This is a genomic window from Actomonas aquatica (assembly GCF_019679435.2).
In the GTDB taxonomy this organism is placed as follows: Bacteria; Verrucomicrobiota; Verrucomicrobiia; order Opitutales; family Opitutaceae; genus Actomonas; species Actomonas aquatica.
In genome coordinates this window covers 5,596,814-5,609,784 of the sequence record NZ_CP139781.1, presented here as the reverse complement: position 1 = coordinate 5,609,784, position 12,971 = coordinate 5,596,814, and the positions used below count along the sequence as shown (strand labels likewise).

Below are 12,971 nucleotides of genomic sequence, written 5' to 3'. Positions count from 1 at the left end.
ATCTAACCCCTTTATGAACGCCCGGCCCGACTCCCTCCTCCGTCGCTCCCGTCCGCTTCGCCCGGCGTTGCTGGGCGTGGCCGCTCTCGCCCTGCTGGCCCTGCCCTCCACCGCCAGCGCCAAACGTGGGCATCATCACGACGACACCAGCTATTCCGTGGGCATCGGCGTGTCGTCCCGTGGCATCGACGGCTTCAGCTTCGGCGTTTCGCGCGATCGCAGCTACCACCGCCACTACCCGGCGCCCTACTACCGCCCGGGTCGCTTCTTCCCGCGCATTCCCAGCTACCACCGCCGGGTCTACGTCAACTCCACCGCCTATTTCGTCGCCGACGGCATCTACTACCGCCCCTACAACCACGGTTATGTCGTGGTCGACCGGCCCGTGATCGTGGAGCGCCCGGTCGTCATCGAGCGCGAAGCCCCGCCGCCGCGCCGCGTCACCTACGCCGTGACCGATGACGGCGTCGATCCGAACCAGGAAATCGGCGTGCCGCCGCCCGAACCCGACTACATCACCGTCTGGCAAGGCGAACAGGAACTGCGCCTCATGGACGGCGAGTTCTTCAAGCCTACCGCCAACGGCCTCGTCTGGGTGCCCACGCCGGTCGGCGCCGTATCCGACGTGCTCCCAGTAGGCAGCCAGGCTGTCTGGCACAACGACATCGAATACTTCCGCTTCGACGGCGTCGTCTTCCGCAAGTCGCCCGACGGCTACAAAGTCGTCGCCGCCCCCTGGGCCGACGCCAAGAACGGGTCTTAGCCCACCCGCTTTAGCGGTGTTATGACCATGCGTGCGACGCTGCGGATGCGACAATTGGTCGGCCTCGGTGCCATCGCCCTCTTGAGCGGCTGCACGGTCACGACTCACCCCGCCAGTCCCAGCAGTTCTCGCAGTTCACTGATCACCCTCCCTTCTTACCAATGGAGCACCGGTGCGTCTCTGGATCGGGTTGAGGTTTGTATAGCGGCGCAGGACCCCATGACCCAAGCGACGCTGCGCGACCACGCGATCTACTACGCCGCCAAAACCGCCCTCGAGAAAGGGTTCGATCGTTTCTACGTTACCGCGGAAGTCTTTGATACCGCGCCGCCGCTCCGCCCCCCGCTGACCACCCTGCCGCCGCACGCCGCGCACCTGGCGCCTCCCCCGCCCCAATACCCACGCATTCATCTTACCGCGGAGTGCCTCGAACCGGGGGAAATAAGGATCGGAGGTCCGCGGGTGCTCCTCCTCAACGCGCATTGGGTCAAAGCTGAATTGGGCCGACGTCTCCACATCCACGATTTCCAGTAGGCGACCCAGTCTCCCCCTGAGTAGCCGCGCTTGAGCCGATGGCGAAAGGGTGGCCCGTCGTCCCAGGTGCGACTACCATGAAAGCCTTTCCCGATACGGTCTAACCGCGCTTCACATTCCGCGGCTGACCGTGTTCGCTGCAAACCTCCATGGATTTTGCCCCGCGCTTCGCAACCCTCACCCAATGCCTGGTGGAACGAGGTCAATTCCTCGATGCCCCGCTCTCCTTGATTGATGTCGGTTGCGGCGGCGGACTCGCTCCGCTCTGGCGGCGCTTCGAGCCCAGCCTCACGGCCGTCGGCATCGACCCGCAGACCACCGAATGCGAACGCCTTCAGGCCGCCGAAACCAACCCCGCCGTGCACTACCTGCCGCGCTTCTTGCGCCTGCCCGAGTCGCATCCCTTTCGCCAACAGCGCGGCGACCGCGAGCCCTGGACCGGCAATCCGTGGGAACGCACCAGCTCGGCCCACGCCATGGCAAAGCTCGCCGCTCAAACCGCCCCGGAAAAACAGTTCAGCGAACTCAACGCCTGGCCGACCGAAAAACTAGTGGAGCCCACCCGCACCTCCACCCTCGACGAACTCGCCGCCGAACTGAACCTGCGCGAAGTCGACTTTGTGAAGATCGACACCGACGGCCCCGACCTCGAGGTCCTCCATTCCGGCGAAAAACTCCTGCGCGACGGCCCGGCCTTGGGCTGCGCCCTTGAGGTCAACTTCTCCGGCTCCGCCGATCCCACCGATCACAGCTTTCACAACATGGATCGCCTCATGCGCTCCTGGGGATTTGATCTCTTCGATCTCTCCGTGCGCCGCTGCTCCCTCGCCGCGCTCCCCATGCCCTTCCAATACGACAACGCGCCCCACTACACCGATCACGGTCGCGTGCTGCAGGGCGACGCGCTCTACCTGCGTGACCCCTGCGGCTGGGACCGCAATCCGGGCGCGCGCGTTGAGCTCAGCCCCATCCGCCTGCTCAAACTGGCCTGCCTCTTCGAACTCTTCGGCTCCCCCGATCACGCCGCCGAACTCCTGCGCGACCACGCCGCGCCCCTCGCCGAGCTGACCGACGTCGAGCCGCTCCTCCACCTTCTCGCCCACGAAATCGACCCGCGCTACGAGAACTACCACCAGTTCATCCAGCGCTTCAAAGACGACCCCACGTCCTTCTACCCGTCGAAGTTCCGCGCCTGACCCTCCGGCCACTGTAGCCGGGCTCGCTGAGCCCGGTTCGTCCGACCGGCGGCCGCGCGCAGCTCCCCTCACGCCCCCGCCAGCATCTCGCGCAACTTCGCTTCGTCGATCACTGCGACGCCGAGCTTCTCGGCTTTGGCCAACTTGGAACCGGCTTCACTGCCCGCGACCACAAAGCTGGTCTTCTTGCTCACGCTGCCACTCACTTTGCCGCCGGCCGCTTCGATCATCTCCGCCGCCTCGTTGCGCGTGAGCGTCGGCAAGGTGCCGGTGAGCACGAAGGTGAGCCCCGCAAACAAGGTGCCCCCGCCGCCCGCCGAGGGCGCTTCGGGTTGCACGCCCGCCGCGATCAAATCGTCGACGACCGCCCGATTGTAGGCGTCGGCAAAGAAGCCCACGATCGCCTCCGCCATGGTTTGGCCGATGCCGCTGATGACCGACTCCTTCTCGCGAATGTAGGCGTCCATCGTCGCATCTGCCAGCGGCTGCAGTCCGCCGAAGACACGCGCCAAATCCTTCGCCGCCGCCGCGCCCACGTGCGTGATGCCGAGGCCGTGGATGAAGCGCCACAACTCCGCCGTCTTGCTCGCCTCGATCGCGGCCAGGAGCTTGTCGGTCGATTTCTCCACACTCTTGCCCAGCGTGAGCAGATCGTCGCGATTGAGGTGATACAGGTCGGGCAGGCGTTTGACCCACCCCTTGTCGACCAACTGGTCCACCATCGCCGTGCCCAGCCCCTCGATGTCGAGACAGGCCCGCGAGGCGAAGTGAATCACGCGACGGCGCACCTGCACGGGACACTCCCGGTTCGGACAACGCACGGCCACCTCTCCCTCGAGTTGCACCGCTGCCGTGCCGCAGGCCGGACACGCCTCGGGGAACGCATAGGGCACACACTCCGGTTTCCGTTTTTCCAGATTCACACCGATAACGGCGGGGATGATTTCACCCGCCTTCTCCACCGCCACCGTGTCGCCGATGCGGATGTCCTTGCGGGCAATTTCCGACGCGTTGTGCAGTGTTGCCCGTGACACCGTCGTGCCGGCGAGTTGCACCGGCTCCAGTTCCGCCACCGGCGTGAGCACGCCCGTGCGGCCCACCTGAATCGTGATGTCGCGCAGCAGCGTCTCCGCCCGCTCCGCCTCAAATTTGTAAGCCATCGCCCAACGCGGCGCTTTGCTCGTCGCGCCGAGGGTGCGTTGCAGCGGAATCGAATCGAGTTTCACCACCGCCCCATCCGTCGCGTAGGCGAAGCTGCCGCGCATCGCGTCGAGCTCGCGAATCGCCGCCAGCACTTCGTCGCCGCTGTGCGCGATCCACTGCTTCTCCACCGTCGGCAGTCCCCACGCCTTCACCCAGGCGAAGAACTCCTCCTGCGTTGCCGGCAACGCTTCGACCGGCTCGGTGTAACCGCGACCGTAGAGCACGATCTCCAGCTTGCGCTGCGCGACCACCGCCGGGTCGAGTTGCTTGATCGTGCCGGCGGCGAGGTTGCGCGGATTCGCATAGAGCTGCAGCCCGGCCTCCTCGCGCTCACCGTTGATGCGCTGAAACTCTTCGAGCGTAAGGTAGATCTCACCGCGGATCTCGATCACGTCCGGCACCGGCACGCCGGCGGTTGCCTTCAGCTCATTCGGCAAGGACGCAATCGTGCGCGCATTGGCGGTGATGTCGTCGCCCTCCACGCCGTTGCCGCGCGTGACGGCGCGCACCAGTTTGCCCTGCTCGTAGGTCACGCTCACCGCCAACCCGTCGATCTTGGGCTCCACCACGAAGCTCAACTCCTCCCGCTCCAGATCACGCTGCACCCGGGCGATAAACTCGCGCATCTCCTCGTCGGAGTAGGTGTTGTCGAGACTCATCATGCGCTCGCGATGGGTGTAGTTCTGAAACCCCTCGCTGCGATCATCGCCCACCTTCTGCGTCGGCGAATCGGCCAACGCGAAGAGTGGAAACTCCGCCTCCAAATCGGCCAACTCCTGCTTCAGCGCATCGTAATCACGATCGGTGATCTCCGGCTCCGCCTGCCGGTAGTAGAGTTCGTCATGGTGCGCGATTGAAGCGCGCAGGTCATCGATGCGTTGGGCCGCGTCCGCAGGGTTCATTGCGCGCTATCTGGCACCACCGATTCCGGCTTGGCAACCGGCAGTCGCGCTCCACCGCCAAGATTTCGCTCCAGCACTTGGCGGTAAAACGTCCACCGCGCATAGACCGTCACGGCAACCGCCGCACCCAGCGTATCGGCCACCCAATCCGCCACCTCCACCGAGCGGCCGGGCGTGAAGCTCTGCCGAAACTCGTCGGCCATGCCGTAGAGCGACGCGACCACCAACCCCAGCCACCACCGCCGCCGCGGCTGGGTTCGCGCGACCAAGGTAGCAAGCAGCCCAAAAACCGCAAAATGGGTCAGTTTATCGATGTTTACGATATCCGGTGCCGCGACCGAACCACGCCCCGAGGCGAAAAACACCATGACCGCCAAGGCCACCGGCCACCCCCAATGCCCGCGTTTATCGGTATCCGTTTCGAGTCCCGCCATGGTTGCGAAACCTTCCTAAAATGGTCGGGCCGGGGAGATTCGAACTCCCGACCTCTTGCACCCCATGCAAGCGCGCTACCAGGCTACGCTACGGCCCGAACCGAGGAAGGAAGGAAGACCAAGCCGCACGAAACGCCTCGAAGCAAGCGGTTTTTTTGAGGGGCAATTCCCCACTCCGCCCACCCCATTTAAAAGCAATCCATGCGTGGCCATTTTGCCGTCGCAGGTTTATACTTACGCCATGAAGACGATCCTAACCCCTGTCGACTTCTCCCCCGCCACCGCCGACGTGATTGATGCCGCCATCAATCTGGCCAGCGCGGTCGACGGTCGAGTCGTTCTTCTCCACGCCAACCAGCCACCCACCGTCACCGCCGACTACGGCCTCGCGATGGAAAACGTGCAGGAAATCATCTCCGTCACGGAGAAGGCTTCCGCCCGCCAGCTCGAGCACCTGCTGCGGACTCTGTCCGACCGCGGGGTCGATGCCTCCACCGCCAATGCCAACGGCCCGGCCGTCGCTGCGATCGTGGGCAAGGCCAAGGAACTCGAGGCCGCCTATATCGTGATGGGCTCGCACGGCCACACCGCCCTATACGACCTGCTCGTGGGCTCGACCACGCACGGTGTCCTTAAAAAGGCCCCCTGCCCGGTCGTAATCGTGCCCGCCAAGGGCGAATAAGGCCTCCGGCCCGCCGTTCGCGGCGCCCGTGATCGCTCGCGATCGCCCTCCAGCCACCGACGACACCGGCGGCACGTAACCACATTCTCCCTACGCACGTAGTTTTGGATCTCGCGTGCCGACGGGAGCAGCGTGATCAAAGAGCCTGCTGGCCGCCCCTGCGCTCGTCTTCCCCGACGGGTGCCCCACTTCGCATGCTTTCCTCTGCACTCCGCCACCTCGTCACGAGCGCCACTTTCCTCGGGCTCAGCCTCCTCAGTCTCGCGCAAACGCTCTCCTACCCCAACTGGACTGTCTCATCCACCGGCATCCCGGGCGCACGCTCCGGCACCAGCGTCGCATATGGCTACGGCTATTGGGTCATGACGCTGAGTGGCGGCAGCGATCTCACGAATGCCGTCGCTCGCAGCGACGACGGACTGACTTGGACGCCGGCGGATCAAGTGTTTTCCCAGAACGCCCGGGTGCACTTTTTCAGCGGCTACTTCTACATTTTGGATCAGTCCTCCGTCTACCGCAGCGTCGACGGACGCACGTGGGAGTTGGTCACCAATACGGGCACGATGCCCTACATCCGCGACATCGCCTCCAGTGAGGACGCCATCGTGGCCAATTCCAGCAACGGAAACTACCGCGTCATCCAAACTAGCACCGACGGCGATAATTGGTCGCTGCAGCCCCTGCCCGCCCTCGACGGCGGGGCCGCCGGCCTCGGCGAAACGGTCACCAACGGCGGCGGCTATTTCTGGCATGCCCATTCCACCAACAGTCTTCAGCAGAGCGCCCTCTCGCGCAGCTCCGACGGCACCAATTGGTCGAATGTCGCCACGCCGTGGGGCGACACCATGCCCCACCTGTCCAGCGTGACCTATGGCAACGGCCGCCTCGTGCTTTCGTCGTCTTCGCAGCTGACGATTTCCACCGACCGCGGCGAGAGCTATACCCAAATCACCAAACCCCAAAGCGCACGGCATTCCGTCCTCTTCGCGGGCGGGCGTTTCTTTGGCTCATCGACCCTCGGTTGGTCTCTCGATGCCGCCACCTGGTCGCAACCCGTCTACACCGACCAACAACGCGCATTTAACGATGTCGCCTACGGAGATGGCAAATACGTGGCGGTGGGCGGCTACGTCGTCACCCCCAGCCCGGGCCATGCTCTGATCGCGGTATGGTCCGCGCCCGAACCGGCCAAGGTGCTCACTCACCCGGAGGATCGCGTGGCCGCTGCCGGCACCTCGACAGGGTTTTCCTTCCAGACCGAACCCGGTGTCTCCATCGCCGGCTACCAATGGACGCATGACGGCAGTCCCATCCCCGGCGCCACGCAGGCCGACCTCATCATCCCCAATGCCTCTCCCGCCGACGCAGGTCGCTACGCCTGCCTCGTTACCCGCAACGGTCTGACCATCGCCACCGACTCCGCCCGCTTGGAGGTCGTCGCCAGCGATCAACGTAGCCGCCTCGTGAACCTGTCGGTCCGCAGTCAAACCGGCAACGGCGACGCGACCTTCATCACCGGATTCATCGTCGGCGGTGAGAACACCCAAGGCCTCACCCGCATGCTCGTGCGCGGCGTCGGTCCGTCGTTGCTCGACTTCGACGTCGCCGATGCGTCCCTCGATTCGGTGCTCGAGATTTATCTCCCCGCTGGCGCGCCTTCCTCCCGTCACGACAACTGGGGCGGCGAGGCTGCTCTCGTCGAGGAGTTCACCCGCCTGGGCGCGTTTGCTTTCTCCTCGACCGACTCCCTCGATGCCGCCGCCGTGTTGGAAGACTTAGGCCCGGGCAACGTTTCTGTGCACACCCTCGATGCGGCCGGCGAAGCCAAAACGGCCCTCAGCGAGATCTATGATGCCAACCCTTCGTGGACCCCAACCGCGCCTCGTCTGATCAACCTTTCCTGCCGCACGACCACCGGACGGGAGGCCGACGGCCAGGCAGTCACCGTGGGTTTTGTGATTTCGGGCGGAGCCCACCAAGGCGTGCTCATCCGCGCAGTGGGTCCCGGGCTGAGCCAGTTCGGTATCCAAAACTATGCCAGCAACCCTTCGATCTACCTCTATCAACACCGCGACGGGCAGACCCAATGGAAAGCCCAAAAGGTGAATTCCTGGGGCACCCAATATACTACCGAACAAAACCGAGTCGGCGCCTTCCCACTTAGTTCCGGCAGTGCTGATTCCGTCATGCTCGAGTTTCTGGAACCCGGGGTCTACTCCGTGAAAGTCGAGAACTGGTCGGGAGACCCCGGCGTCGTGCTGATCGAACTCTACGAACTGCCCTGACCGCGCGGCGCCGCGCTCAGCCGCGCTTCGCTTCGTCGATCAAGGCGAGGATGTTCTCCACCGGGGTGCCGGCCTGGGTGTTGTGACAGGAACAGCAGATGTAACCCTGCCCGCCGCCGCCCAACGTGCGACGGCAGAGTTGCACTTCGGCCCGCACCTCCTCCGGCGTGCCGCGCGGCAATACACTTTGGTTGTCGACGCCGCCGTGAAAGATCACCCGGTCGCCAAACTCCGCCTTCAGCTCCGCCATATCCATACCCGGACACGCGTGCTGGATCGGATTCAGCACATCCACGCCACAATCGATGATCGGTCCGAGGAGCTTTCGCGCCGCACCGTCGGTGTGATAAAGCACCCGCAGGCCGTGCTCGTGAATCAGGTCACACCAGCGCTTGAGGCGCGGCTGCAGGTGCCGTTGCCAGCTCGCGGGCGACATCAGCAGCGACTGCTGCCCGGCGATGTCGTCGCTCACAAAAACCAGATCCAGTGACTTGGCCGCGGTGGCGAAATAGCGCCGCATCATCTCGGTCTGGATCGCCTCAATACGATCGAGGATGCCATCCACCAGATCCGGATCTTCGAACAGGTCGACCATCGACTGCTCCAACCCACGCAACTGGCAATAGACCTCGAAGAGCGACACCCACGGCCCGATCACCGCAAACCCGGCTGCGGTCGCGGCCTCGGCCTGGCGTGTCGCATCGGCATAGTCGAAGCGATCGACATCCGGCCACAGCGGATAGGCGGCGATTTCCTCCAGCGAATCGTAGGCCGCCAATGGCGCTTCCCCAAACTCGGCATAATGCGCCTCGCCCGCCTGAATATCCTTCAGCAACACGCCCCACGCGGTGCGTTTGCCGGCTTCGCCGGTCAGGGTGAAGGCCTTGTCCCCCGTCTCGGTGCGATAATCCATCGCCACCCAGATGATCTTGTCGATGTCGAGCGCCCGATAGAGCGAGAGGTTGTCCTCCACGCCCAGATGCGCCCGCAGCGAGGCGGCCACTTCGGCCGTGTGCCACAGGTCCACCGCCGGGCGATCCACCGGCTGCCGGTCCAAAGTGGCGCGAATGCGTTCCTTAGGTGTCATTGTTTTTCAGATACAGTGGCGTTGGTCGTGGGCACCCGCTCCGCCCGGCGGGATCCCGTGCCGGCGGCATGCTGTTCGCAGGCGCAACGCATCAGGGCGTTCACCTTGCTCACAATCTCCGCCTCCTTGCCCGGCACGCTGAGCACGTCGCATTCGGTGCCGAGGATGAAGGGATGCCCGATGGCCTGCATGCGCGCCGTGAGGTCGCGCCCCATTTCCTCCACCTCCGCCGTCGTGAGTTGCGTGGCGTAAAAGTTCTTCGATGGCAGGTTGCCGAAAATCACCGTCTCCTTGGGCAACAGGCTCGCGTCGTGGGCGAGGTCCCGCGAGCTGCCCAGGCTGATCATGTCGGCCTCGAGCGTGGCGAAGCGCTCGACCATCGCGTCGGTCAACTCGCCGCAATCATGGAACACCAACGCCACGCCGCGGGCGGTCAGGCGATCGGCCAGGCGCCGCATCGGTTCCATCACATAAAACTCAAACGGCCGCGGATTGTCCTCCATCTGGTTCGGCGAAAAATACACCATGTTGGCCGCCGGTTCGCAGACGATCATGGCCTTCGCGCCGGCCGCGATCTGGGCATCGACGTAGTCCAGAATCATCCGCTCGGACCAAATCAACAGCGCATCGATCAAGGCGATGTCGGGCTCGTCTTCACCGGTCATGCCCATGCCGCTCATGAAGACCGGCGTGATGGGATCGCGCACCAATTTGGTGAGCAGCGAATACGGCCCGATGCACATGCCCATCGGCAGCAGGTCGGTTTCCTGGGCGATGTATTCAATCGCCTGGCACGTTGCGAGCATGCGCGGCGTGGGCGGAATATCCGCGGGCAACGCCGGCAGCTCGGTAAAGTGATACGCTCCGACCTCTTCCGCCGGGACCTTGCAGGCCAGCAACAGCGCTTCCTTCTCGACCGTCAGGTCCATCAGCGGCACCGCCAGCGGCGTGGCGAAACGCACCGCCGTCTGCGCAACGACGGAGCCAAGGCGTTTTCCATCCAGCAGGATGGCTTCCGGATCGGGCTGTTCATGCAGGACCAAATGCGTGCCGATCGGCATACAATGCCCCTCGCGAGCGAGGTTCAGAAAGGTGTCGGTAATCATGACAAAGGGAGCGCGCGGATCGCCCTCAAACGGCGGCAAGTGATTGCGCCAAATCGGCGGCCGTGGCGGCGTCGCTGGCGTAGGCATCGGCTCCGATCTCATCAGCGAACTGCGACGTGATCGGCGCACCGCCGACGAGGATCTTGACCGGCGGCGCGTCGCTTGTGCGGATCGCCTTCACGGTCGTCACCATGGCGGGCATCGTGGTGGTGAGTAGCGCCGACAAACCCACCACTTGTGGACGGTGTTCCTTGATCGCATCGACGAAGGCCTGCGGCGGCACGTTCGTCCCGAGGTCGATGACCTTAAAATTGGCCCCGCGCCACATCACCGCCACGAGGTTTTTACCGATGTCATGCAGGTCCCCCTGCACCGTGCCGATGACCGCGGTGTATTTGGGCTCCACGCCGGCTTCCACCAGGTGCGGCGTGAGCAGCCGCATGGCTTCCTTCATCGCCAGCGATGCGACCAGCATCTCGGGAATGAAGATCTCGTCCCGCCGGAATTTTTCGCCAACCGCGGCCATCGCCGGGAGAAGGGCTTCGTCGACAATCGCAGCCGGCGCGATACCGGCTTCGAGGGCTTCGGACGTGAGTTTGCCGGCGTCCTTGCGCCGGCCGGCAGCCACGCTGGCCGCAATGCTTTGGAGTAAGGTCATGGTGGGGTTTGCAGGCGTTATTCTAGCAATCCCCTTCATCCCCCGGCTTGGACTTCGGTGCTAATCTTTGGGACTTTGGTGTCGCCCCTGCCGGTAGTCGCTCGGCGAGCAACCCGTCTGCTTGCGAAACACCCGGCTGAAGTAGCTCTGGTCGCCAAACCCACATTCCAAGGCAACCTGCGCGAGCTCCCGCTGGGAGTGCGCGAGCAGGTGGCACGCCCGGTCCACACGCAGGCGCGTGAGCAGCTCGGTGAAGGGCATGCCGAGCTTCGCGCGCATGAGGTGCGAGAAACGACTTGGTGAAAGCCCCGCCGCCCGCGCCACTTCGTCGCGCGGCAACGCTTCCGCGAGATGCGCCTCCATGTAATCGAGCGCGCGGGCCAGTTGCACCGCGTTGGGATGGCGGTCGCTCGCCTCGATGCCATCGATCACCTGCTCCAACATGGCGCACAACCACGTGGCCAGTTCCTCGCTGTCGGCCACCTTGGCGAGACCCGTGAGTGACTGGTAGTTGATCCCGAGAATGTGCGTCGGATCGCCGCCCGCCTGCACCGCGGCCCGGGTCATCATCACGACCAGCTCCATGGCCATGCTCTTGAGCAACTCGACCTGCGAACCACCGACGCTGTAAATCACCGTGAGCACCCGGTTGATCACGTGGCGCGCCTCCCGTCGTTCACCGCGGCGAATCGCCGCCAACAACGCCGGTTCCTCGCGCAGGTAGATGCTGCGAATGTCGTCGTAAAGGCGGTCCTTCAACACATGCAGCGCTTCTGCCTTCTCCCGTTCGCGTCTTGCGTCGGCCCGCCGCTGCGCCAGCAACGCGGCGTTGGTCAATCCGGCCTCCTCCGCCATGTCCAACAGACGTTGTCCGGCCTCCCGCACGCGCCGATCCAGCGCCCCGGCGCGCGTGGGTTCCCGCAGGGGCACGCCGGCCACCAGCAGACCGCCTCGCACTTGCTGATTCACCATCACCGGCACCGCCCACATCAGTCGCCCGCAGCCACAGCACAACACCGTGGGTTCCCCCCACCGCAACGCCTCCTGCACCGCCTGCACACGATAGTCCCGGCAGGACGGTTGCCGGGCGCAGGCCGGCGCCTGCATCTCCCCGAGGCAAGGCGTGCCATCCGCCGCGACCGCGACGAGCGCGTAGCCGGTTTCCGCGCGATAACGTCGCAACAGCGGTCGCCATTCCTCCGGCGGCAACAACCCCGTCCACAACGACACGGCCGTCGCAGCGCCCGGATCCGGTTGGAAACTCACGCCCCACCCTTTCCGTCCGTCGCCGGTTCGGCCCGCACCACCCGCTCGTCCGGCGACAGGCGCACGCTGTAGCCCGGCGGCACGATTAAAAAACGTTCTTCGTCCCACCCTCCGTGCAACAAGTCACGCAGCAGCTGTGGATCCCCTTCCAACCGCTCAAAACTCCAGCCCAAACACGCGGCACAACTTTTGGTATAGGCCGGGCCCCACGCCGTGGCCTCCGGCTGCAAGCCGAGATCGACGTAGGCGGCGCGCGCGTAGTGCGCCATGCCGGCCGCCTCCATTTCCATGAGGTCTTCGACCGTCTCCGGATCAAACTTCTCCGCATACTCTGCCCGCAGCCGTGCAGTGCGCCCCGGCCCGGGCGGCGCCCCGCTTTCGATCCAGCCGGGCGTATACCAATAGGTGCCCGGCTGATCGCTCTGTTCGCGGGCGTAGCGCTCCTTGCTGCCAAGAAAAAGCGTCACGCAATCATGCGCCCGGGCCAGCACCAGCGGACACCGCTCATGCCGCAAATCCTCCACGCCCCGGCTGCACAACCCATAGACCAGCGCGATGACTTTGGTGGCCGGTTTTCGCTCCACCTGATCGATCGCCGCCTGCAGTTCGCGCCGCAAACGCCGAGGCTCCTCGTGTAGTCGTTGAGGCAATACAACGAGGTCGGTGAGGTGTTCCGGTCGCTCGGCCAGGAGCTGTTTGACCTCCTCGGCCAAGACCGCGCAGGCGATCACCGCGAGCCAACGCGTGCCGGCAAAAGCCGATGATATTTCACAGCCGGAGTAGAGGGTTTCCATGACGTCTTCGGGGGTGCCCCGAGTTTGCCGCACCGACGCGGCGGTGTCGACGTCGAAGACG

At 64.7% G+C, this 12,971-nt stretch carries 12 protein-coding genes and 1 tRNA gene; 5 read left to right on the top strand and 8 right to left on the bottom strand.

The genetic code is table 11. The features are described from left to right. Positions 1 to 13 precede the first annotated feature (13 nt). From K1X11_RS21420 to K1X11_RS21410, 3 genes are all read left to right on the top strand, one after another. Positions 14 to 763, top strand: coding sequence for a DUF6515 family protein (locus tag K1X11_RS21420; RefSeq protein WP_221029205.1), 750 nt, complete (start codon positions 14 to 16; stop codon positions 761 to 763). A 27-nt stretch (positions 764 to 790) separates the two neighbouring features. Beyond that, the gene (locus tag K1X11_RS21415) at positions 791 to 1,297 is read left to right on the top strand and encodes a hypothetical protein (RefSeq protein ID WP_221029206.1); all 507 of its coding nucleotides are present in this window, start codon (positions 791 to 793) and stop codon (positions 1,295 to 1,297) included. A 149-nt stretch (positions 1,298 to 1,446) separates the two neighbouring features. Then, positions 1,447 to 2,493 carry an FkbM family methyltransferase gene (locus tag K1X11_RS21410; protein ID WP_221029207.1) on the top strand — a complete coding sequence of 349 codons (1,047 nt, stop codon included), beginning with the start codon at positions 1,447 to 1,449 and terminating at the stop codon, positions 2,491 to 2,493. Positions 2,494 to 2,561: 68 nt separating this feature from the next. On the opposite strand, the gene ligA is transcribed toward K1X11_RS21410, so the two are convergent. The 3 genes from ligA to K1X11_RS21395 form a co-directional block, all read right to left on the bottom strand. After that, positions 2,562 to 4,598: an NAD-dependent DNA ligase LigA gene (gene ligA / locus K1X11_RS21405; protein ID WP_221029208.1), complete on the bottom strand. Its 2,037-nt coding sequence runs from the start codon at positions 4,596 to 4,598 to the stop codon at positions 2,562 to 2,564. After that, positions 4,595 to 5,032 carry a VanZ family protein gene (locus K1X11_RS21400; protein ID WP_221029209.1) on the bottom strand — a complete coding sequence of 146 codons (438 nt, stop codon included), beginning with the start codon at positions 5,030 to 5,032 and terminating at the stop codon, positions 4,595 to 4,597. Before K1X11_RS21400 ends, ligA begins: the two co-directional genes overlap by 4 nt. Positions 5,033 to 5,053: 21 nt before the next feature. Further along, positions 5,054 to 5,130, bottom strand: a tRNA-Pro gene (locus K1X11_RS21395). Between the two features lie 143 nt (positions 5,131 to 5,273). Between K1X11_RS21395 and K1X11_RS21390 the strand changes: the two genes are divergently transcribed. Together K1X11_RS21390 and K1X11_RS21385 are read left to right on the top strand one after the other, a co-directional pair. Then, complete coding sequence (locus K1X11_RS21390) at positions 5,274 to 5,714, top strand: universal stress protein (RefSeq protein WP_221029210.1); 441 nt, start codon at positions 5,274 to 5,276, stop codon at positions 5,712 to 5,714. A 194-nt stretch (positions 5,715 to 5,908) separates the two neighbouring features. Continuing rightward, complete coding sequence (locus tag K1X11_RS21385; RefSeq protein WP_221029211.1) at positions 5,909 to 7,999, top strand: immunoglobulin domain-containing protein; 2,091 nt, start codon at positions 5,909 to 5,911, stop codon at positions 7,997 to 7,999. A 16-nt stretch (positions 8,000 to 8,015) separates the two neighbouring features. Here K1X11_RS21385 and K1X11_RS21380 read toward each other — a convergent pair whose 3' ends face one another. The 5 genes from K1X11_RS21380 to K1X11_RS21360 are packed head-to-tail and all read right to left on the bottom strand — an operon-like array spanning position 8,016 to position 12,910. Then, a complete protein-coding gene (locus K1X11_RS21380; protein WP_221029212.1) occupies positions 8,016 to 9,086 on the bottom strand; it encodes a uroporphyrinogen decarboxylase family protein in 1,071 nt (356 codons plus the stop codon). Next, complete coding sequence (locus K1X11_RS21375) at positions 9,083 to 10,192, bottom strand: uroporphyrinogen decarboxylase family protein (RefSeq protein WP_221029213.1); 1,110 nt, start codon at positions 10,190 to 10,192, stop codon at positions 9,083 to 9,085. Before K1X11_RS21375 ends, K1X11_RS21380 begins: the two co-directional genes overlap by 4 nt. Before the next feature lie 25 nt (positions 10,193 to 10,217). Beyond that, complete coding sequence (locus K1X11_RS21370) at positions 10,218 to 10,850, bottom strand: cobalamin B12-binding domain-containing protein (RefSeq protein ID WP_221029214.1); 633 nt, start codon at positions 10,848 to 10,850, stop codon at positions 10,218 to 10,220. Positions 10,851 to 10,910: 60 nt separating this feature from the next. Beyond that, the gene (locus K1X11_RS21365) at positions 10,911 to 12,116 is read right to left on the bottom strand and encodes a helix-turn-helix domain-containing protein (protein WP_221029215.1); all 1,206 of its coding nucleotides are present in this window, start codon (positions 12,114 to 12,116) and stop codon (positions 10,911 to 10,913) included. Beyond that, positions 12,113 to 12,910 carry a DUF1638 domain-containing protein gene (locus tag K1X11_RS21360; protein ID WP_221029216.1) on the bottom strand — a complete coding sequence of 266 codons (798 nt, stop codon included), beginning with the start codon at positions 12,908 to 12,910 and terminating at the stop codon, positions 12,113 to 12,115. The genes K1X11_RS21365 and K1X11_RS21360 overlap by 4 nt, the downstream gene beginning before the upstream one ends. Positions 12,911 to 12,971: the final 61 nt, after the last annotated feature.